Raw genomic sequence first — 20,487 nt, forward strand, 5'->3', positions numbered from 1 at the left:
GCGTCCGAGGTCCGGGACACCAACCTCAGACCGCGTCCGCGACCTCCGCTGCCCCTCAGTCGGCAGTGGTGCGCGGGCTGTAATACTGGCTCGGTGCCGTCTCCGCCCGCCGGTCAGCGTGAGCCGACCGCGCACCATTCCTCATGAGCCTTGCTCGCGCCGTCCTCGACCTGAGCCCGCTGCGCGCCAGCCGGGCGTTCCGGGATCTGTGGCTCGGCTCCTCGGCTGCGGCGCTGGGTGGGCAGTTCGTCATGGTCGCCGTGCTGTTCCAGGTGTGGGAGCTGACCGCGAGCGCGTTCTGGACCGGAGCGATCGGGCTGGCACGGGCAGTGCCGCTGATCATCTTCGGCCTGGTCGGCGGCGCCCTCGCAGATGCGGCCGACCGCCGTCGAGTGGTGCGCTGGACCACGGCGGCACAGCTGGTCGCCGCACTCGGCCTGGCCACTCAGGCGCTCCTGCAGGTGGACTCGCTGGCGCTGCTGCTCGGCCTGGTCGCACTCCAGGCCGCTTTCGGTGCGCTCGGCATCCCGGCCAAACGGGCGCTGACACCACGGCTGCTGCCGGCGGCGCAGGTACCGGCCGGGATCGCGCTGCAGCACCTGAGCTTCCAGATCGCCATGCTGGTGGGCCCGGCACTGGCCGGGATCCTGATCGCCGAGCTCGGCCTGACCTGGGCGTTCACCGTGCAGGCGGTGACGTTCGTGCTGGCGTGGCTGGGCGTGCTGCGGCTGCCGAGCCTGCCCCCGCTGGAACGGCCGGACCGGCCGGGGCTGCGGGCGATGGCCGACGGCGTCCGGATGGTCTGGCGCCGTCCGGTGCTCCGGGGCTCGTTCGTCACCGACCTGTTCGCCACCCTCCTGGTGATGCCGATCTCACTGTTCCCACTGATCAACGAACTCCGGTTCGGCGGGTCGGCGAGCACTTTGGGACTCCTCCTGTCCGCAGTGGCGGTCGGCGGTATCGCCGCCGGCCTGTTCTCCGGCTCGTTCACCCGCGCCCGGCGCGCCGGGTTGGTCCAGCTGGTCGCGGCCGGCACCTGGGGGCTCGCCCTGGCGGGGTTCGGGCTGGCCCAGCCACTCTGGCTCGCCCTCGGGCTCCTCGCCGTGGCCGGGGCCGCGGACACGATCTCGGTGGTGACCCGTGCGGCGATGGTGCAGCTGGACACTCCGGACTCCCACCGGGGCCGGGTCTCCGCGGTGGAGTCGGTGATCGGACAAGCCGGGCCGGACGTCGGCAACTTCCGTGGTGGTGTGGTTGCCGGGCTGACGTCGGCGCCGTTCGCGCTGGCCACCGGCGGGATCGCCTGCGTGCTCGGGGTGGCATTCGTCGGCTGGCGGAACCGGGCGCTGCGGCAGTACGAGCCGCCGACGGCGGAGGTTCCGCAGTCGGGTCAGTGACCTGGCCATACGGTCACCATTCCCGTGTGGCCTGCGCGTACGGCTTGCCCAAATCGATCCGACACGACACTGTGGGACGGGCATCAGTCTCCGACGGGCGGATTGGACAGTGGCGACCAACAAGCGAACGGACTCCGAGGACCCCTCGACATCTCAGCAGGCGGAACCGGACGGTAACGGCGCCGCCGGCGGACTGACCGGCGCCGATGACGGTCTGCCGGAGTCCGTCCACCTCCCGCGGAAGATGCAGATCCACGACGAGGACAGCGACGAGGCGATCACCGCCAAGCTCCGCCACCATGGGGTGCGGATCGGCAAGGGACTGGTGGCGCCGCGCGTGTTCTGGCCCGCACTCATCCTGGTCATCGCTGTGGTGGTGTTCGCGCTCATCGCCCCGGCTGTGACCGACACGGTCTTCACGGGGATGAACAACTGGATCGTCGCCAGCCTCGGCTGGTACTACATGGTGGCGGTCGGCGTGTTCGTCGTCGTGGCGATCGGCATCGGCGTCTCGAGGATGGGCAAGATCCGCCTCGGCCGGGATGACGAGAAGCCCGAGTTCGGCCTGATGTCCTGGTTCGCGATGTTGTTCGCCGCCGGTATGGGCATCGGCCTGGTGTTCTACAGCGTGGGCGAGCCGCTCGGCTACATCACCACCGACATCAAGCCCGGCTGGGAGGGGAGCGAGGCGGACATCGCCGGCCTGGCGATGGCGCAGACCTTCATCCACTGGGGTCTGCACCCGTGGGCGATCTACGCCATCATCGGGCTCGGACTTGCCTATGCGATCCACCGCAGGGGCCGACCGGTCTCGATCCGGTGGGCACTCGAACCCCTGCTCGGCGATCGGGTGAAGGGCTGGATGGGCGATCTGATCGACGTCCTCGCGGTCGTCGGCACCCTGTTCGGGATCGCCACCTCGCTGGGCCTGGGGGTGCAGCAGATCTCCTCGGGAATGGCCGCGATGGGGGTCGTGGAGGAATCGAGCAACACGCTGCTGGTCGTGCTCATCGTGGTGATCAGTTTCCTGGCCACGCTGTCGGTGGTCAGCGGTGTGGGCGCGGGTATCAAGTGGCTCTCGAACATCAACCTCTCATTGGCCGGGTTACTGCTGATCAGTGTGCTGCTGCTCGGGCCCACCATCTTCCTGCTCCAGAACCTGGTGGAGTCGCTCGGGGTGTACCTGGCGAACCTGATGAGCATGACGTTCGATGTCGGCGCGTACCAGCGCGGTGAGGGAGCTGCCGGCTGGTTCTCGAAGTGGACGATCTTCTACTGGGGTTGGTGGATCTCCTGGTCACCGTTCGTCGGTGTGTTCATTGCCCGGATCTCCCGGGGCCGCACCATCCGGCAGTTCATCGCCGGCGTGCTGCTGGTGCCGACGATCGTGGGCTTCGTGTGGTTCTCGGTGCTCGGCGGGGCAGGGCTGTTCCTGCAGATGTTCACCGGCACCGACCTCACCGAGGGCAACCTGAACGAGGACGGCTTCCTGGTCGCCGAGAGTGTCCTGTTCGACGTCCTCGGCTCCCTGCCGCTCGGCACGGTGTTCTCGGTGATCGCGATCTTCCTGGTGGCGATCTTCTTCATCACCTCCTCCGACTCCGGCTCGCTGGTGGTGGACATGCTCGCCTCTGGCGGGCATCCGAACCCACCCACCTGGTCCCGGGTGCTCTTCGCCCTGCTCGAGGGCGCCATCGCCATCGCCCTGCTACTCACTCCGGGTGGTCTGGGCTCGCTGCAGGCGGCGGCGCTGGCCACGGCATTGCCGTTCAGCGTGATCCTGTTGCTGATGTGCTGGGCGAACATCCGCGCACTGCAGGTTGATCACCGGGTTCGAGAACGCGACGAGATGCTGGCACGGCTGGACCGGGTCACCGACCACGTGACCGAGGAGGTCACCGCGGACTTCTCCCGGTACCCGAAGCTGGAGACGTTTGTGGATGACCGGATCGACTACCGGATCTCCCGCACCCGGAACCCGTTGACCAAGGCGAGCCGGGCTGCTCGAGCGGCTGGCCGAGCCGGTGAGGGGCCTGACGGCGGCTGAGCCGATAGCGGTTCCGGCCTCTTCTGGCCGGAGCCGCCGGGGTTGGGACGCACCCAGCGGTCACGGGTCTCCGAGCGCGTAGGTATATCGCCCCGTGGTCCAGTTCATGGTGGCGTTGTAGCCGAAGCCGCTCATCGTGCCGTCTCCGTTGTCCTCGGTCGCCACGAAGCACTCGAAGACGGTGGTCTCCTGATCCAGGTCGCCGACAGAGCCGCCAGCCACCGGGGAACACATCACCGAAAGCACCTCTGCGGCATCGATCAGGTCGTCCCCGATGTGCTCTTCTGCCATGGTCTGGACTGACGCCTCAATCTCCGGCACCATTCCTTCGCGGAGCTCACGCTCCTGCTCGTCACGGCTCTCCTGCTCTTGCGCAGCCGCCTCTGCCGAGGCTTGTTCCGCTGCCTCTATTGAGGCCTGTTCCGCCGCCTGCGCGCTAGCCTCCTCCGCGGCCTGGGCGCTCTCGTCTTCGGCAGCTGCCGCGGCCGCCGCAGCACTCGTCGCCTGTTCCGCCGCCGCCCGCTGCTCCGCGCGGTCCAGCTGGAACAGGGCGACGCCGCCACCGATCACTGCCGCCACCACGAGCGAGGCGATGAAGGCCACCAAGGTTCGTGTGCGGCGGTTCGGGCCACCGGTAGAACCAGGGGGAGGAATGGCGAGCCACTGCCGGCCGTCCCAGTACTGCTGGCTCCCGTCCGAGGTGGGATACCACCCCGCGGGAGCACCTCGAGGCTCGTCCATGAGTGCTCACGTTCCCACTGCGAACCCGTCCGTCATTGGCCGGTCTCGGCAGTGTTGCTAGTGCCACAGTATTCCGTCTGAACAGCCGTCTTTGGCTGGTCGTGACCGCGAGCATAGACCACGCGCGGCCAACCCGTGGGGGGTTCGACCGTCCTGCCTGACCGCCGACGCCTCGCGCGGCCGTGCGGCTCGTACGCGGCCGCCGACACCACCTCAGCTGTGCCGGACCACCGTGGGGTGCACCTGCTGCGCCCCGTCCACCTGCACCTCGGTGCCCCGAACCTGCACCCGCAACGTTCCGCCGTCGAAATCGGTCAGCTCCAGGTCAGCATTCGCAGCACCGTACGCGTGCATCACCCACGGCCGGCCGACCAGCTCGTCGGTGTTGCGCACCTCGGCGCCGACCTCGACCCTGGGCAGCACGGTGCCGGTCCGAACCAGCACCGGCATCTGCTCCAGCCCCACCGTGCGGCTGTGGAAGCCCGGGCCGGTCACCACCGAGCCGTCCAGGATGTCCACCCATTCCCCCGCGGGAACGTAGAACCGTCGGGTCACCGGCGCGGTGCCGTCGTCCAGGACCGGCACCACCAGCAGGTCCTCCCCGAGCAGGAACTGATCGTCGATTCCGGCCGCGAACGGATCCGTCGGGAACTCCAGCGCCAACGGCCGCAGCATAGGCAGTCCGGCGGCCGCCGAACGGTGCGCGGCCTGCCAGAGGTAGGGCAGCAGCTCATACCGCAGCCTGATCCAGTCCCGGCAGATCGCCAGCGCCTGCTCACCGAACTGCCACGGCTCCCGCGGCCGCAGCCCGTGTGCGCGCATCAGCGGGGACAGCGCCCCCAGCTGGGTCCAGCGCACGTACAGACCCGGGGTGAGCTCGGGCCCGAAGAACCCGCCGATGTCGTGGCTCCAGAAGCCGGGGGCGCTCAGCGCGTAGGACAGTCCGCCGCGCAGCGTCGCCTGCAGCCCGGCGACGGTGGACTCCGCGTCCCCGCCCCACTGGCCCGGATAACGGTGTGAGCCGGCCCAGCCACTCCTCCCCCAGACCAGCGGTGCGCGGCCGGTGTGAGCGCCGAGGTGCTCGCTGACGGCGCGGTTGTACAGCAGCGGGTACAGATTGTGGGCGTGCACGGCCGGGGTGCCGTCGGCGAGGGCAGCATCGTCGGGAAGACCTTCACCGAAGTCGGTCTTGAACACGGCGACGCCGTCGTCGAGAAAGTCGTCGTGCAGGTGCTGCCACCAGCTCCGGGCCGCCGGGTTGGTGAAGTCGATCAGCGCCCGGTGGCGGCCGTCCGGGGTCGGCGTACCGGCCACTTCGGCGATCTGCCCCGCGGCGTCACGAACCAGGTAGCCCGCCTCCGCCGCTTCGGCGTACCGCGGGGAGTGCGGGTCGAGGTAGGGCAGCTCCCAGATCGAGAGCCGGCAGCCCTGCTCCCGCAGCGCAGCGACGAACTCGGCCCGGTCGCCGAACCGGTCGGTGTTCCAGATGAAGTCGGTGTTCAGCCGGTCGACCACCAGCCAGTCCGGGTCCAGGTGCAGCACATCGCAGGGCACCTCGTGCTGACGCATCGACCGCGCGACGTCGAGCATCTCCTCGGCCGAGTGGTACCGGCAGCGGCCCATCCAGTAGCCGAACGCCCACAGCGGCGGTACCGGGGCACGGCCGGTGATCTCGGTGTACTCCCTCAGCCGCTCCCGAGGGTCCTGCCCGGCGGTGAGCACCAGGTCAAGCTCGCCACCAGGCACCTGCAGGCTGAGCACCGAGGCACGCTCGTGACCCACGTCCGCCACCACCTGGGCGCCGGTGTTCAACAGTGCCGTGTACCCGGCAGTGGAGTGCCAGACCGGCACCGGCTTGTAGGCGCGTCCGGTACCGGTGCCGAGGGCATCCTCAGCGCGCAGCACCAGCTGCTGCCCGTTCTTGACCAGCCGGGAGAACTGCTCACCGAACCCGGTGATGTCCTCCTCGGCGGCCAGTTCCGCCTGCAGCTGCACCTGCCCGCCGTGCCACAGCACCGGCGGTGCCATCGGGAAGCCGGCCACCTGGCGCAGCCGCTCGGCGGTGCGCAGCACCCGGCGCCCGGCGGAGTCGAATGCTTGCAGAGAGAACGGCTGGCGATGGATCTCCAGCCGGATCATGCCGCAGTCGATCTCCACCCGGTCCTCGTGCTCGGTGACCTGCGGGGCGCGTTCCTCCTCAGCCGTGACGATCCCGAGCCAGCCGGCCTCCTCGCCGAGGACGCGGGCACCGGCCGGGGCGATCACCACCCGCGCGCTGCCGCTGCCGAGGGCACTGACCCGCATCTCGGCGCGCTGGGACTCCAGCGGCGGCAGCTGCAGCCCACGGGGCAGGTTCGGCATCTCGGTCTCGATGCCCTGGTCGGCCATCGACTCCCCGGTGAGCCAGCCCGGAGTACCCGGCAGGCTGACCGCCCGCAGCGCCTGCAGACCGATCCGGACTGCGCCGGGCTCCGTCGTCACCTCGGTGACCGACCGGAGGAGGTACGCCTGCTGAGCGTCCATCCCGGTGCTCACCCCTTCACCGCGCCCGCGGTGATCCCGGCGACGAAGTGCCGTTGCAGCAGGACGTAGCCGATCACCACCGGCAGGGAGGCGATCACCACTCCGGTGAACAGCAGCGGATAGTCGGTGAGGAACTGTCCCTGGAAGTCCAGCAGTGCCAGCGGGATCGTCTTCTTCCCCGGGGAGCTGATGAACAGCAGCGGATAGAGCAGGTCGTTCCACTGGATCACGAACAGGAAGATCGCGGTGGCCGCGATCGACGGCGTCGACATCGGCATCACGATCGACCAGTAGGTGCGCACCGGGCCGGCACCGTCCACCGAGCTCGCCTCATAGGTCTCCCGCGGCAAGGTGCGCATGAACCCGGCGAGGATGAACACTGCCACCGGCAGCCCGACGACGATATTGATCAGCACCAGGCCAAGCCGGGAGTCGAGCAGCCCGAGCTGGTCGAACAGCACGTACTGCGGAATCATGTTCGCCTGCGGCGGCACGGACATGCCGAGCACCAGGAAGCCGAAGATCAGCCAGCCCTTCCAGCCCGGGATCCGTGCGACGGCGTACGCCGCGAGGCTACCGATCAGCAGGGTGAGCAGCACTGACGCGCCAGTGACCAGCACGCTGTTCAGAAAGGCCTGCCGCAGGTTCTGCTGATTCAGCACCACGTCATAGTTCTCGAACGAGATCGAGGACGGCAGCCCGAACGGGGAGTCGAACAGCTCCGGGGTGGTCTTGAAGGACCCGAAGATCACCACTGTCACCGGCACGATGATCAGCACTGCGTAGACGGCGAGGACGGCACCGCGGCCGAGCTGGTAGCGCATCGAGGCCTCCTCAGGCTTCCTTCTGGGTGAGCTTGAGCATCCGCCGCTGCACCACCACGATCGCCGCGATGAACAGCATGAAGATGATCGACTGGGTGGCGGCGTAGCCGAACTCGGAGTTGGCGAAGGTGCTGTAGATCCGGGTGGACAGGATGTCCAGGCTGGTCTTCGGCGGGTTACCACCCAGACCCAGGATCAAGTCGAAAGCCTTGAAGGATTGGATGGTGGTGTAGGCGACGACGATGGCGGTCGCCGGGGCGAGCATCGGCCAGGTGATCGCGGTGAACTGCTTCCACCGGCCGGCACCGTCGATCTCCGCTGCTTCGTACAGCTCCCGCGGTACGGCCTGCAGCCCGGCGATGAAGATGACCATCATCTGCCCGGCGTGGAACCACACCTGCGTGATCGCCACCCAGTAGATCGCTGCCTCGTCGTTGCCGAGGTAGGAGCTGGTCAGCGCGTCCAGCCCGACCGCCTCCAGCACCCGGTTTCCCAGGCCGAAGTTCGGGTCGTAGATGAACTTGAAGATGTAGGCGACCGACACCGACGACAGGATCGTCGGGAAGAAGAACAGGCCACGCAGCAGCGTCGACCCGCGGGTGTTCCGGACCAGGAAGATCGCCAGGATCAGTGCCAGGATCGTCTGGAACACCACCACGACGACCATGAACTTCAAGTTGTTGGTCAGCGCGTTGAGGAACAGCGTGTCACCGGTGAGCAGGCGGTCGAAGTTGCCGATACCGACGTTCTCGTAGTCGGCGCTGAACCCGTCCCAGTCGGTGGCCGAGTACTGCACTGCCTGCAGGGTCGGGATGACGAAGAAGATCACGTAGATGATCAACGCCGGCAGCGTGAAGGCATACAGCAGCGGGTGCACCCGCGAGGAGGGGCCGCGGCGCCGGCGCCGGGGGCGTTCTGGCCGGCCCCCGGTGCCGGCACCGGTAGCGGTGGTGGCGCTGGCTGGTGTGCTCATGCGTCGCTCTTTCGCCAGAAGTGAGATCGCAGAAGGGGCGCCAGGGGCGCCGCTTCGGCAATGCTCAGGCGTTCACCCGTTCGTCGATGATCTGCTGCGCCCGCTCGGCCGCCTGCTCCGGGGAGGTGCCGCCGACCACGTCGATACAGGACTGCTCGGCGGCGTTGCGGATGTCCAGGTCGTTGAACTGGAACCGCGGGGCGAGCATGGTGTCCTTGTCCAGCCAGTCGGCGGTGGCGGCCAGGTCCTCGTTCTCATAGTTCACCTCGGCCACGGTGAGGTGCTGGGCGGTGCCGTTGGCGTAGGTGCTGGCGTGCTCGGTCTCGCTGAGGTACTCCAGCAGTGCCATCGCCGTGGCCTGGTTGTCCGAGGCACTGTTCACCCCGAGGACGAAGGTGGCGTTGTGGATGCCCACGTACTTCGCCTCGTCCGCGGACACGGTGATCGGAGCCATCATGCCGACCGGGAACTCGGCCCCGAGGGCACGCACAGCGGCGATGTGGAACGAGCCGGTCAGCAACAGGGCGGCGTCTCCGGAGGAGAACATCTGCTGTGCCGGCTCCACGGCGGTGCCGGTCGCGTTGTTCTGGAAGTACGGCCGCAGCTCGACGTACTGGTCCAGCGTGTGCAGGAACCAGTCGTCGGTGCACTTGTACTCACCGGACTCGATCTTGGCGCACATATCGTCGCTGGGGGCGTTGTTCATCATCATGCAGTTGAACAGGTGGCCGGCGTTGCCGATCTCCCCACCGGGCCAGGCCATCGGGATCTTGTCGATGGACAGGATGTCCTCGCACATCGACAGCCATCCGTCCCAGTCCGGCGGCGGCTCGGAGATACCGGCCTCCTCCAGGACGTCGAGGTTGGACACCGGCTGGTTGAACACCAGCTGGTACGGCAGCCCGTACTGCGTCCCGTCCTGCGCGCCGGCCTCGATCAGCGAGGGGTTGTACTTGCCGACCACATCGGTGCCGGACAGGTCGGCGTACAGCCCGGCGCTGACCATGTCCACGAACTGCGCGCCACGGAAGGCCACGAACAGGTCGCCGATGTTCCCGCTGCGGATCTGCTGCAGCGCGCTGGACTGGTAGTCGTTCGAGGGCGAGATGTCCTGGCGGACAGTAGCGCCGTCGTTCTCGGCGGAGAAGGACTCGATGATCTCCGCGAGCACCTCCTGGTCCTCAGCACGCCAGTGCGCGAACGAGATCTCACCGCCGATCTCACCATCGCCTCCGCCGGTGTCCGGTGGTTCGTCGCCACCGCCCCCGGATCCGGGCCCGGCGCAGGCCGCGACGGCGGCGAGCAGCCCACCGCCTCCGAACACGTGCAGGGCGCCTCGGCGGGACAGGTTGAACTTCTCACTCATCGGGTTCTCCTTTGAACGGGCTTGGTCACCATTCGATGACCGGGATACGGAGCTGGTCAGCGGCGGCGCGCAGGCCTGGGCGGACATCCGTCCAGGCCAGCACGGTGTGGTGCGGGAAGCCGCCGGCAACCAGTCCGTCGATGAACTCGGTCGCGTCGGCGTCCAGCACGACGTCGGCACTGTTGCCCTGGAACCGGTTCGGTGCCGGGATCGAGGTGCCGGAGGCGATCAGCAGGCGCAGACCGCCGGTCTCGTTGTCCTCGGTGAGCCGGGCGGCGATCACCGGACCGGTGCGCAGCGGGAAGTTTCCCGCCACACCGATCTTGCGGTTGCAGTGCACATACTGGGTGGCCTCAGCCGGGTCGGCAGCCAACTCGGTGGCGGCTGCACCGCAGTGCCAGAACCGGACCAGGTTCCGGTCAGCCTCCAGGTCGACGGTGTCGGCCAGGTAGGTCATCCCCGCACCGAGCTCGGCGAGCAGCAGCATGGTCGCCGCGCCGTAGACGTCGCGTTCGCACTGGGTGGGGATGCCGTCATCGGCCACCCGGGACAACGAGGAGCACGGGCACACCCCGCGCTGGGTGGGGAACTCCGGCCAGCAGCGCACTGCCACCGAATCGAGCCGGTCCTCGCCGATCCAGTCGCGCAGCGCCGTCGTGACCGCCGCGTGGCCGGCCACCTCGTCGCTGTCCAGTGCCGTGAGCGAGGGTTGTGCCGCACTGGCGGCCGCGACCTCGGCCACCTGCCGCTCGGCCGGGACGGCATCGATCCGGGCGAAGACCTCCGCCATGGTCAGTGGCTGAGCCGTCAGGCCGAAGTAGTCCTCGAGCAGCGCCGGGTCGTACTCGCTCGGGGTGAAACCCGGCGGGGCGTCGCCGACCACGCCGATCGTGCGTCCTCGCAACCGGGTGAGTGCCTCCGCGGCTGCCGCCGGATCGCCGCGCTCCCGGGCGGAGGTCGGCAGCTCGGGTGCCGCCGGCAGCCGCCCGGCCAGCACCTCCTGCAGCTTCTGGCGCACGGCCGGTTCGTCCGCTTCGCCATAGACCAGTCGGGCCTGGCGGCCGAGGCGGGCGAGGGCGTGCCCGAACAGGTTGGTGCCGCACAGCGAGTTCAGCCAGAGCTTGTCGCCCACCGGGCCGGGTTCGCGGAAGGCCCAGAGCAGCACCGGCTGCTCCAGGTCCGCATACAACGCCAGGGCTGGACCGGCGTCGGAGAACGAGGCGCACACGTGCACCACCTGATCCGCACCGTCCAGGTACGGTCGGGCCGCCTCGACATCCTCGGGGGTCATCACCAGCTCTTCGGGGCCGACCACCTCAGCACCGAGCTCGGTCAACAGCGCCCGGGCGGCGCGCGCCCGGTCCCGGGCGACGTCCACGACGAAGGTGGGGCGCGCCGTCGCGATCATCGCAATCCGCATCCGGGTCACCTCCCCACCACAGTGTCGACGAGGTCGCCGAGCCGGCGCAGCCGATCGACGGCGGCAGTGCGCAGCTCGTGGGCGACATCGGGTTTGCCGATGCACGAGGCCCAGACCGCTCGTCCGGCGAGGAACCCGGCGGCACCGGCCCGGCAAGCGGTCTCGACCGCCGTCGGAAAGACGTCCTCGCGCACGCCGCTGGAGAGCACCACCCAGGGCGAGTCGACAGTCGCGGTGATCTGTTCACATCGGCGGGCCACCTCGACGGCGGGTCCCTCCCCGTGCAGCGGAATCTCCGCCTTGTACAGGTCGGCGCCGAGGGAGCCGAGCTCCTCGGCAGCGGCGAGCACACCGGCATCCCAGTCCCAGTCGCCACCGCCCAGCGGTGATCGGGAGACCGGTTCGACGATGCTGATCAGTCCGGCGCCGCGGCACAGCCGGACGAACTCCTCGACCATCTCGACCCGCTCCGCGCCCCCACCGTCCGGCCGGTAGAGGACGAGCAGCTTCAGCGCCACCGCACCCTGCGTCCGCGCAGTCTGCGGGTCCACCTCGCGGTCGATCGTCACCCGGCCGACCACCTCGCCGTAGGCGGCCTCGAAATGGTCCGCAGAAGCGATCAGCCCACATCCCGGTGCCACTGCCTGCTGCGCCACTACCTGCTCCCAGGCGAACTGCCGGTCCACCAGCATGGCGGAGGCATAGGGGCTGAGCGCACGCGCCGCCTCGAGCTTGAACTCGGTGAGAGCGGCGTCCGGCACCGCTGAGTCGGTGTGCTCGGCGAACATGTTCCGTAGCGCCTCGCGCTGGTCGATCGCCACCATCGCGAACGCCCCGGACGGGCGTTGCAGGGCGGACAGGTCGACGGGCTCGACCGCGTTCGCGGTGCTCATCTGGCCTCCTCGGCTCGGTGGGCCGGGCGCAGCTCGGGCCGAGCTGCCAGTACCTCGGCTGGTGTCGGAATTGCAGATCGTCCGTCTACTCCGCGGCAGGACAGTGCGGCCACGACGCTTGCCCAGGAGACCGCGTGCGCGAGCTCGGTGGTGGTGACGTCGGTGGGACGGTGGCCGGCGAGCGCGGCGAGCAACCCGCCGTGGAAGACGTCGCCGGCACCGAGGGTGCTCAGGGCGTCCACCCGGTGCGCGGGCAGGTGCTCAGCGGTGCCGTCGGCGACGAACCAGGCACCCTGGGCGCCGTCCGTGGCCACGACGGCATGTGCGCCGTCCGCTCGAGCAGCAGCCAGGAGATCGGGCACCGGCCGGTCGCCGTACCGCTGGGCCAGGGAGGCCACAGTGGGTGCGTACAGGTCCACTCCGCCGGGGGTGAAGCCGTCGATGCCGTAACCGTCGTCGATGGACAGCCCCGGGCGGTCCTGGGTGGGCAACATGGCGAGGTGGGCCAGCAGCGGGCGGGCGCCGAGATGGTCGGCGTGCACCCAGCGGGCCTGTGCCAGCAGCGCACGAGCCTGCGGGCCGATCACCGGCGGTTCGGCCACGCGCGCGGCGATCGCGCGGGTGCCGGCGGAGGCATCGACCACCACCACGCTCGCCGCCGAGCGCTGCCCGGGCAGCACGCTCACCGCGTGGGTGTCTACCCCCTCGGCGCGCAGCTCGGCGAGGATCCGCTCCCCCTCCGCGTCCTCACCCACGGTGCCGACCAACGCGGCCCGCACTCCCTGGCGGGCGGCGGCCACGGCGGCAGTAGCGGCGGGCCCGCCGCCGGTGTGCACGATGTCGCGAGCGACCTGTCGGCTGTCCGGCTCGGGGAAGGTGTCCACCACCGCGATCGCATCGAGGGTGAGCGCACCGACAAAGACCACGTCGGCCGCAGACGTCATCGCGCGCTCCTCACCTGCTTGCTGGTCGGGAACAGTAAACACGATGATGTTGGAAAGTCAACAGAAGAGTGTGCATAATCAACACACGCTGACGATGGCAGGTGATGCAACGATGCCGGTTGACTCACGCGATCCGGTGCGCGGCACCGGACGCGGCGAACCGGTGCGCCGGGAGTCCCGACCGACCCGGAGGGAGTCCGGGCCACAGCGCCGGGACCGCATCCTGGCGCTGATGAGGGTGAACGGGTTCCAGTCGGTGAGCCAGCTGGTCGACCTCCTGGAGGTCTCCGACATGACGATTCGCCGGGATCTGCACCGGCTCGCCGAGCTGGGCGAGGTCCGGGTGGTGCACGGCGGGGCGAGCCTGCCGCACGCGACGCTGCGCAGTGCCGACTTCACTCGGCGGGGCCAGTACAAGCAGTCGGCCAAACAACACATCGGCCGTGCGGCGCTGGCCACCGTCGCTCCGCATGCCACGATCGGGATCGACGCGGGTACCACCACTTTCGAGATCGCTGCGGCGCTGCCGGTGACGTTCACCGGAACGGTGATCTCGCACTCGGTACCGGTGCTGCAGCACATGCGCACCTACACCGGCGCCCGAGTGATCGGCCTGGGTGGTGAGCTGCTCTCCTGGAGCCAGGCCTTCGTCGGCTCCGCCGCGATCAACGCCCTGGCCGAGCTGCACGCCGACACGGTGTTCGTGGGTGCCGCAGCGGTCGGCGCCAGCGGGTTGTTCGTGGCGACCGACCGCGAGCGGCCCACGAAGCGGGCCCTGATGGCCAGCACGGACCGAGTGGTCCTGCTCGCCGATCGGACCAAGTTCTCCGCCGCGGCGCCAGTGCGGCTGTGCCCGTGGGACGAGATCGATCTGCTCGTCACCGATGAGGAACCTCCGGCGGAGATCGCGCGCAGCTGCGCCAGATCGCAGGTGGAGATCATCGTGGCCGGCGCCGATACGCGAGGCAGCCAGTGACGGCGGAGCGTGCGGTGGTAGGAACCGGCACACCCGCCGAGGGGGTCAAGCGGGCAGCCGAGGGGGCCCAGCAGGCAGCCGCACGGGCAGCCGAGGGAGCCGAGCCGGCAGTCAAGCGGGCCCAGGGGGCAGCCGCGCGGGTCGAGCGGGCCCGGACCTTCGGTTTCACTGCCGACCAGGTGCCGGAGGCGGCGTTCCAGGCCAAACCGCGCAGCCACGACGACGGACCGCAGCACGGCATGCTCCTCGGGCCGATCGGAGGGCCGGCGTTCGGCCGGGACCTGACCGGCCACTTCTCCCGCTGGCACCTGTGGCCGGGAACCCATCTGGTAGCGGATATCGAAGCCGCCTTCCTGGCGGTGCACTGGACCTCCGGCGGTCACCATCACCACCGGGTGCTCCGGGCGGACCAGGTAGTCGAGCACCGCACGGCCACCCTGTTCCCGGTCAGCCACGAGACTTTTCGCGACCCGGAGATGCCGTTCACCGTGACGCTGACCGCGTTCTCCCCGGTGATCCCCTGGGACGAGGACGCCGCCGCCACCCCGGTGGTGCTCTTCGACGTGTCCGCCGCCCCGGTACCAGGCCAGACCGAGCTGCCGGCGCTGGACGTTGCCCTGTTCTGGCCGAACCTGAACGGGTGGCAGCCCGCCTGGGTGACCGCGGCCGACCGCGGTGACCGGTCCTGGCCCGGGCAGCACCATGCGGGCAACTACAACGTCCCGGCACCGCCGGGCCACGGGCTGGGGGTGCTGCAGCAGCGCACTCCGGCGCCGGGGATGGACAGCGCCGGTGCGGTCTGTGTGAGTGTGGCCGGTAGTGCGGACCGGTTCAGCCGGCAGGTGCAGTTCAAGACCGACCAGAACGCGACAGGCGTGCCACCGGCCGAGCAAGAGTTCACTCTCGGTGCGGTGTGGCAGGCCTTCGCCGGCACCGGCCAGCTCGGGACTACGGCCGACGGGTCGTGGCCGGCGCACTGGCACGAACCGGTGGGCTCGGCGGTCGCCGGGCACCTCGACGCCGGCAGGCCCGGGGCGCAGGTGCAGTTCGTGCTCGCGTTCGACTGGCCGACGGCGGGTTTCGGCCAGGGCCGCACCTGGTGGCGCCGCTACGCGGCCCGGGGCGAGGGGCCCGGCGCCGCAGCGCTGGCCGAGCTCGCGCACACCCGCGCCGACGAGTGGCTGGCGGCGATCGATGGCTGGCACACCAGCACGCTGAACCGGCTCACCGGCCGCGGCTGGGCGCCGCAGGTGGCCGGCACGGTAATCAACGAGCTCTCCCTGGTCACGGCGCTCGGCACGGCCTGGGTGGACGGCACGATCGACGGGCACGACCCAGGTCTAGACGCGTTGCTGCGCCGTCGCGAGCACCTCGGCCTGCTCGAGGGGTTCGACGAGGGCTACTTCTACTTCAACACGGCCGATCTGTGGCACTACGCCTTCCCGGCGCTGAGCCAGAACTGGCCGCGGCTGGCCGATGTGGTGTTCGCGGACCTGGCCGACGGCCTCGCCGGGACCGATCCGACCGAGCGGCCGGTGTACCGGCTGAACACCCACCGCCGCACCCTGGAACCGCTGCGCCTCCCGCACGATGTCGGCAGCGCGGCGGAGGACCCGTTCGTGCGGCTGAACGGGTACACGATGCGGGACGACCCGAACACCTGGCGGGATGCCACCCCGGCGCACGTGCTCGCCCAGCTCACCCACGCTCGGCTCACCGGCCGGCCCCTTCCGGACCAGCGCTGGTGCCTGCTCCGCTCCGCCGCCGAGCAGATCTGCGGTGACCAGGTGCCTGAGCACGCCGAGTTCGGCGACTCCACCTGGGACAACCTCGCGCTGCGCGGGCACTCCAGCTATGCGACGTCGCTGCTCACCGGCATGTGGGCGGTGGTCGCGGCCGAGGCGCAGCGGCGCGGGGAGGACGCCACCCCTCTGGTCGCCCGGCACGAGCGGGCCAGGGCCGTGCTGCAGAGTCTGTGGACCGGGGAGCACTACCGGGCGGCGTCGGCGGGTAAGTACACCGGCGCGGTGATGCCGGACTCGATCTGGGGTCTGTTCTACGCCGACCTGTGCGGGGCCGACACCGTGGCGCGGGAGCGGATCCGCGGCCACCTGCGCGCAGGCTACGAGATCTGCCACCGTGGCTACGCCGACGGTCAGGTCGGGCCGCTGCTGATCGGCGAACGGGACCGGACCAGCCGCTTCGACCAGGACGGTGGCGAGGAGCTACAGGTGAACGAGGTGCTGGTCGGGTCGGCGTGGATGTTCACCGCGATGCTGCGGCACTTCGGCCTGCACGCCGAGGCCGACGACGTGGCGGGCAGCTTGCACCGCACGCTCTACGGCGGTACCGGGCTGCAGTTCCGCACGCCGGCGGCGGTGGCAGCCGAGGGCCTGTTCCGGGCACCGCTGAACCTGCGGCCGCTGGCGATCTGGTGGCTGGCAGCGACCGCGCGCTGATCGCACCAGTCCTCTGATGCGGTCACGAGGCTCCTCTTCCCGTCAGCGGGATACCGAGGATCCGGGTAGGTTCCGGGACTATCTCGTCGGCAGGCGGTTCGGGCACCGCCGTCCCCGGCCAGCTACCGACCCAGATACGCCAGAGCCCGCTGTGCTCGCGCACCTCACCGTCGGCCACGAGCTGGGCCTCTCCGGCTTCGGTCAGCTGCCGGCGCAGTGCGGCGGCCCGGTCACCCGGGACGAATCCGGCGATCGTGTTGCGCCAGAGGATGACGACGCGCCCTTCGAGCCCAGCAGTGAACCGCAGCCGTGCCGAGACGACGGCCAGCCGCCGCTCCCCGGACAGCGCCGTGCTGCGGAGGATCTGTTGCATCGACTGTGCCTCGGCGGCCCAGAACCCCGAACCGACGTCGGCGTGCACCTCCGGTGTCCGCCACCGGTCGAAGAGCTTCACCCGACCAGTATCGCCCGGTGACGCGCCCGGGGCGCGGCGTCGCCGTGCACCCAGTTCGGCCCGCCCCTTCCACTGCTCTGCCTCCGGCCACTAGGCTTCTCGGCATGGTCGCCTTCCAGGAGCTGCTAACCGGGCCGCGCTGAGCCCGGTCCCCGAGCACGCCTCAGCGCGGCACACGCCCCCGATGATGGGGTTTCGCGGTGCTCGCCCCGACCAGCAGCTGAGGACCATGATGACTTCTTTGACCACCCCACCGGTCTCCCACGAGCGCGAGGAGCACTGGCAGCGCGTGTGGGACGCGCTCGATCCGTACACCGTGCCCACCGGTCCGCCCGATCCTGGTGCGCGGCCCCGCTATCTGCTCACCATGTTTCCGTACCCGAGCGGCGACCTGCACATGGGTCACGCCGAGGTGTTCGCCATCGAGGACGCGATCGCCCGGTACTGGCGGCTGCAGGGCCACCAGGTGCTGAACCCGATCGGCTGGGACTCCTTCGGTCTGCCCGCGGAGAACGCCGCGATCCGCCGCGGCGAGCACCCGGCCACCTATACCGAGGAGAACATCGCCACCCAGGCGGCGTCGATCCGCCGCTACGCGGTGAGCTTCGACTTCTCCCGCCGGCTGCACACGCACGATCCGGAGTACTACCGGTGGACCCAGTGGCTGTTCCTGCAGCTGCGTGCCCGCGGACTGGCCTACCGCGGCGCCGGCTGGGTGAACTGGTGCCCGCAGGATGCCACCGTGCTGGCGAACGAGCAGGTGGTGGCCGGCCGGTGCGAACGCTGCGGCAGCGCGGTGGTCCGCCGCGAGCTGACCCAGTGGTTGGTGGGGATCACCCAGTACGCCGACCGGCTGCTGGACGATATGGCTGAGCTCGAGGGCCGCTGGCCGGACCGGATCCTGACCATGCAGCGGAACTGGATCGGCCGGAGCGAGGGGGTGCAGATCCGTTTTGCCGGCGACGGCGGAGCTCGCCCGGGCCAGGGCTCTCACCTGGAGGTGTTCACCACCAGGCCGGAGACCCTCGCCGGGGTCACGTTCCTCGCCGTGGCGCCGGAGAGCGAGACGGCGTGGGCGTGGTGCGCGCCGGAGGCGCGCTCCGCGTTGACCACCTACCGGGAGCAGGTGGCGACGCGGACGGAGATCGAACGCTCCGCCGTCGGGCAGGAGAAGAGTGGGGTGCCTCTCGGTACCAGCGTGCGGCACCCGTTGACCGGCGAGCTGGTCCCGGTCTGGGCCGCCGACTACGTGCTCGCCGGGTACGGCACCGGGGCAGTGATGGGGGTGCCGGCCGGTGATGACCGGGACGCGGCGTTCGCGGCGGCGATGGGCCTGCCGAGCGTGCCGAGAGGGATGGCTGGGCCGGCCGCGGGTGGCGAACCGGACTGGCCGGACCCGGGCAGCGTCGTCGAGCAGCTCGAGGAGGCGGGAGCCGGAGAGCGGGCGCGCAGCTATCGGTTGCGGGACTGGTTGGTCTCCCGGCAGCGGTACTGGGGTGCGCCGATCCCGATGGTGCACTGCAGGGACTGCGGGGTGGTGCCGGTACCGGAGGCGGAGCTGCCGGTGCAGCTGCCGGACCTGCGTGGCGAGGAGCTGGTACCGGAGGGCGTATCGCCGCTGGCCGGGGCGACCGAGTGGCTGCAGGTGGACTGCCCTGCGTGCGGTGGGCCGGCGCAGCGGGACACGGACACGATGGACACGTTCGTGGACTCCTCCTGGTACTTCCTGCGCTACCTCTCCCCCGGGCGCACCGATGTGCCGTTCGATCATGCGGACGCCGACGGCTGGATGCCGGTGGATGCCTACGTGGGCGGAGTGGAGCATGCGAACCTGCACCTGCTCTACGCCCGGTTCATCACCAAGGTGCTCCACGATGCCGGCTGGCTGGCCGCCAACGAGCCGTTCGCGTCCTTGCTGAACCAGGGCCAGGTGATCAACCGCGGGGCGGCAATGAGCAAGTCGCTGGGCAACGGGGTGGACCTGGCCGAGCAGCTGGATACCTTCGGCGTGGACGCGGTGCGGCTGGCGATCCTGTTCTCCGGGCCGCCGGCCGACGATCTGGACTGGGCCGATGTGCGCCCCGAAGCCATGCACCGGTTCCAGGCGCGGGCGCTGCGGCTGGCGCAGGAGGTAGGCCCGGCCGGAGCTGCGGGCGCTTCCGCGGAAGCGGCAGAGGTGCGCCGCACCACCCACCGGGCGGTCGCTGAGATCACCGACCTGATGGACGCGCGGCGGCTGAACGTGGTGGTGGCCCGGCTGATGGAGCTGGTCTCCGCGGGACGCAAGGCGATCGATTCCGGGCCCGGTGCCGGGGACCCTGCCGTGCGCGAGCTCGCCGAGGCGGCGGCAGTGACGATGAGCCTGTTCGCGCCGTACACCGCAGAGGAGATGTGGGCGGCGCTGGGACATCAGCCGTCGGTGGCGCAGGCCCGCTGGCCGGAGGTGGACCCGGCGCTGGTCGCCGCCGATCAGGTCGAAGCGGTGGTACAGGTGAACGGCAAGGTCCGCGGCCATCTGCAGGTGCCGGCGGACGTCGACGCGGAGGAGCTGCGCCGGTGCGCCCTGCAGCTGGAGAAGGTGCAGCAGCTCCTGGCGGGCGGCGAGCCGCGCCGGGTGATCGTGCGCCCGCCGCACCTGGTGAACGTGGTGCCCTGACGCGGTCTGCCGTGTGCCCGGGACGCGTGGGAACCCCCTTGGCGCATTCGAACCAGGGTAGAACCGTGTTCGAATGCGCCAACGGTGTTCGAATGGGCTGTGGGCCTCAGTCACCCACCCTGGATGAGCTGCGTACTCGCGGGATGCGCCGCGGCGAGCGCTCGATCGAACGTTGCCAGACGTGCCCCGTGTCGTTCGGCGAGCGTTGCCAAGTACGAGTCGGTGACCTGGCGGTGGCCCTGGACATTGGCAAGAGGCACATCCCGGTACGACAGGTCGTCGCCCCAGAACTGGCAGCGAGGATGCGCCGCGAGTCGCTCGAGGATGCGGTGCGCGGTCATGGCCCCCTCCCCCATCCGCAGCAGGAACCGTACGAGGGCGCCCTCCACGATCGGGCACACTGCGAAGTCACCGGATTCTGACAGCCAGGCCGCAGCACGGTCGTGATGCTCATGCTCGGCCACGGTCAGTGCGATCAGCACGTTGGCATCGAGCAGGTAGGTCACTCGTCGTCCAGGATCTCGGCCACTTCGGCATCGGTCACCCGTCGCCCGATCGAGAGCACGGGCAGGCCAGTCCGGTCGTCGATGTCGAGTTCCACTGGCGCGTCGAGCTGCGCCAGTCCGCGGAGGGTGAGGTCCGCCAGGACTGTGGAGAGCGGTTGACCGCGCTGCTCGGCGATCTCCCGGGCCCGGCGATGCACGGCCGGTGGGAGGTTGACCGTCGTTCTCATCACTGCATCATATGCGATGCAGGCATGATTCGCGCGGTCGAACCCGTCGCAGAGCCACGTCGCAGCATCGCGTCGATGCCG

General features: G+C 69.9%; 16 protein-coding genes. 5 read left to right on the top strand and 11 right to left on the bottom strand.

Annotated features, from left to right (window positions below; all coding sequences use genetic code 11):
* Positions 1 to 143: 143 nt before the first annotated feature.
* Complete coding sequence (locus FU260_RS22545; RefSeq protein WP_147919091.1) at positions 144 to 1,397, top strand: MFS transporter; 1,254 nt, start codon at positions 144 to 146, stop codon at positions 1,395 to 1,397.
* A 244-nt stretch (positions 1,398 to 1,641) separates the two neighbouring features.
* A complete protein-coding gene (locus FU260_RS22550; protein ID WP_147919681.1) occupies positions 1,642 to 3,444 on the top strand; it encodes a BCCT family transporter in 1,803 nt (600 codons plus the stop codon).
* 60 nt (positions 3,445 to 3,504) lie between these two features.
* On the opposite strand, the gene FU260_RS22555 is transcribed toward FU260_RS22550, so the two are convergent.
* The 8 genes from FU260_RS22555 to FU260_RS22590 all read right to left on the bottom strand — a co-directional run bounded on the left by FU260_RS22555 (position 3,505) and on the right by FU260_RS22590 (position 13,128).
* Positions 3,505 to 4,185 carry a DUF2510 domain-containing protein gene (locus FU260_RS22555; RefSeq protein ID WP_147919092.1) on the bottom strand — a complete coding sequence of 227 codons (681 nt, stop codon included), beginning with the start codon at positions 4,183 to 4,185 and terminating at the stop codon, positions 3,505 to 3,507.
* 213 nt (positions 4,186 to 4,398) lie between these two features.
* Positions 4,399 to 6,720 (bottom strand): glycoside hydrolase family 31 protein, encoded by a 2,322-nt coding sequence (locus tag FU260_RS22560; RefSeq protein WP_147919093.1) that lies wholly within the window; start codon positions 6,718 to 6,720, stop codon positions 4,399 to 4,401.
* Positions 6,717 to 7,532: a carbohydrate ABC transporter permease gene (locus FU260_RS22565; protein ID WP_147919094.1), complete on the bottom strand. Its 816-nt coding sequence runs from the start codon at positions 7,530 to 7,532 to the stop codon at positions 6,717 to 6,719. The genes FU260_RS22560 and FU260_RS22565 overlap by 4 nt, the downstream gene beginning before the upstream one ends.
* Before the next feature lie 10 nt (positions 7,533 to 7,542).
* Entirely contained in the window at positions 7,543 to 8,505 is a 963-nt protein-coding gene (locus FU260_RS22570; protein ID WP_147919095.1) for a carbohydrate ABC transporter permease, read from the bottom strand.
* A 64-nt stretch (positions 8,506 to 8,569) separates the two neighbouring features.
* Positions 8,570 to 9,871: an ABC transporter substrate-binding protein gene (locus FU260_RS22575; RefSeq protein ID WP_147919096.1), complete on the bottom strand. Its 1,302-nt coding sequence runs from the start codon at positions 9,869 to 9,871 to the stop codon at positions 8,570 to 8,572.
* A gap of 25 nt (positions 9,872 to 9,896) precedes the next feature.
* A complete protein-coding gene (locus FU260_RS22580) occupies positions 9,897 to 11,291 on the bottom strand; it encodes a hypothetical protein (protein ID WP_147919097.1) in 1,395 nt (464 codons plus the stop codon).
* Positions 11,292 to 11,296: 5 nt separating this feature from the next.
* A complete protein-coding gene (locus FU260_RS22585) occupies positions 11,297 to 12,184 on the bottom strand; it encodes an aldolase (protein WP_147919098.1) in 888 nt (295 codons plus the stop codon).
* Entirely contained in the window at positions 12,181 to 13,128 is a 948-nt protein-coding gene (locus FU260_RS22590; protein ID WP_147919099.1) for a PfkB family carbohydrate kinase, read from the bottom strand. The genes FU260_RS22585 and FU260_RS22590 overlap by 4 nt, the downstream gene beginning before the upstream one ends.
* 112 nt (positions 13,129 to 13,240) lie before the next feature.
* On the opposite strand from FU260_RS22590, the gene FU260_RS22595 reads away from it, so the two are divergent.
* Complete coding sequence (locus FU260_RS22595; protein WP_168211912.1) at positions 13,241 to 14,104, top strand: DeoR/GlpR family DNA-binding transcription regulator; 864 nt, start codon at positions 13,241 to 13,243, stop codon at positions 14,102 to 14,104.
* The gene (locus tag FU260_RS22600) at positions 14,101 to 16,563 is read left to right on the top strand and encodes a GH116 family glycosyl hydrolase (RefSeq protein WP_147919101.1); all 2,463 of its coding nucleotides are present in this window, start codon (positions 14,101 to 14,103) and stop codon (positions 16,561 to 16,563) included. The genes FU260_RS22595 and FU260_RS22600 overlap by 4 nt, the downstream gene beginning before the upstream one ends.
* A gap of 22 nt (positions 16,564 to 16,585) precedes the next feature.
* On the opposite strand, the gene FU260_RS22605 is transcribed toward FU260_RS22600, so the two are convergent.
* Entirely contained in the window at positions 16,586 to 17,017 is a 432-nt protein-coding gene (locus tag FU260_RS22605; RefSeq protein ID WP_147919102.1) for a hypothetical protein, read from the bottom strand.
* Between the two features lie 232 nt (positions 17,018 to 17,249).
* Here FU260_RS22605 and FU260_RS22610 point away from each other — a divergent pair, with 232 nt between their 5' ends.
* Positions 17,250 to 19,673 carry a leucine--tRNA ligase gene (locus FU260_RS22610; RefSeq protein WP_210418156.1) on the top strand — a complete coding sequence of 808 codons (2,424 nt, stop codon included), beginning with the start codon at positions 17,250 to 17,252 and terminating at the stop codon, positions 19,671 to 19,673.
* A 110-nt stretch (positions 19,674 to 19,783) separates the two neighbouring features.
* Here the strand turns inward: FU260_RS22610 and FU260_RS22615 are convergent, their stop codons facing one another.
* Entirely contained in the window at positions 19,784 to 20,179 is a 396-nt protein-coding gene (locus FU260_RS22615; protein WP_147919104.1) for a TA system VapC family ribonuclease toxin, read from the bottom strand.
* The gene (locus FU260_RS22620; RefSeq protein WP_147919105.1) at positions 20,176 to 20,406 is read right to left on the bottom strand and encodes a hypothetical protein; all 231 of its coding nucleotides are present in this window, start codon (positions 20,404 to 20,406) and stop codon (positions 20,176 to 20,178) included. The genes FU260_RS22615 and FU260_RS22620 overlap by 4 nt, the downstream gene beginning before the upstream one ends.
* Positions 20,407 to 20,487 lie beyond the last annotated feature (81 nt).

It is taken from the genome of Ruania zhangjianzhongii, from assembly GCF_008000995.1.
In the GTDB taxonomy this organism is placed as follows: domain Bacteria; phylum Actinomycetota; class Actinomycetes; order Actinomycetales; family Beutenbergiaceae; genus Ruania; species Ruania zhangjianzhongii.

What these genes read in the sequence shown, in the direction of transcription:
- FU260_RS22545 (WP_147919091.1), top strand. Translation starts at nt 144, where the DNA reads ATGAGCCTTGCTCGCGCCGTCCTCGACCTGAGCCCGCTGCGCGCCAGC.
- FU260_RS22550 (WP_147919681.1), top strand. Translation starts at nt 1,642, where the DNA reads ATGCAGATCCACGACGAGGACAGCGACGAGGCGATCACCGCCAAGCTC.
- FU260_RS22555 (WP_147919092.1), bottom strand. Translation starts at nt 4,185, where the DNA reads ATGGACGAGCCTCGAGGTGCTCCCGCGGGGTGGTATCCCACCTCGGAC.
- FU260_RS22565 (WP_147919094.1), bottom strand. Translation starts at nt 7,532, where the DNA reads ATGCGCTACCAGCTCGGCCGCGGTGCCGTCCTCGCCGTCTACGCAGTG.
- FU260_RS22570 (WP_147919095.1), bottom strand. Translation starts at nt 8,505, where the DNA reads ATGAGCACACCAGCCAGCGCCACCACCGCTACCGGTGCCGGCACCGGG.
- FU260_RS22575 (WP_147919096.1), bottom strand. Translation starts at nt 9,871, where the DNA reads ATGAGTGAGAAGTTCAACCTGTCCCGCCGAGGCGCCCTGCACGTGTTC.
- FU260_RS22580 (WP_147919097.1), bottom strand. Translation starts at nt 11,291, where the DNA reads ATGCGGATTGCGATGATCGCGACGGCGCGCCCCACCTTCGTCGTGGAC.
- FU260_RS22585 (WP_147919098.1), bottom strand. Translation starts at nt 12,184, where the DNA reads ATGAGCACCGCGAACGCGGTCGAGCCCGTCGACCTGTCCGCCCTGCAA.
- FU260_RS22590 (WP_147919099.1), bottom strand. Translation starts at nt 13,128, where the DNA reads ATGACGTCTGCGGCCGACGTGGTCTTTGTCGGTGCGCTCACCCTCGAT.
- FU260_RS22595 (WP_168211912.1), top strand. Translation starts at nt 13,241, where the DNA reads ATGCCGGTTGACTCACGCGATCCGGTGCGCGGCACCGGACGCGGCGAA.
- FU260_RS22610 (WP_210418156.1), top strand. Translation starts at nt 17,250, where the DNA reads ATGACTTCTTTGACCACCCCACCGGTCTCCCACGAGCGCGAGGAGCAC.
- FU260_RS22620 (WP_147919105.1), bottom strand. Translation starts at nt 20,406, where the DNA reads ATGAGAACGACGGTCAACCTCCCACCGGCCGTGCATCGCCGGGCCCGG.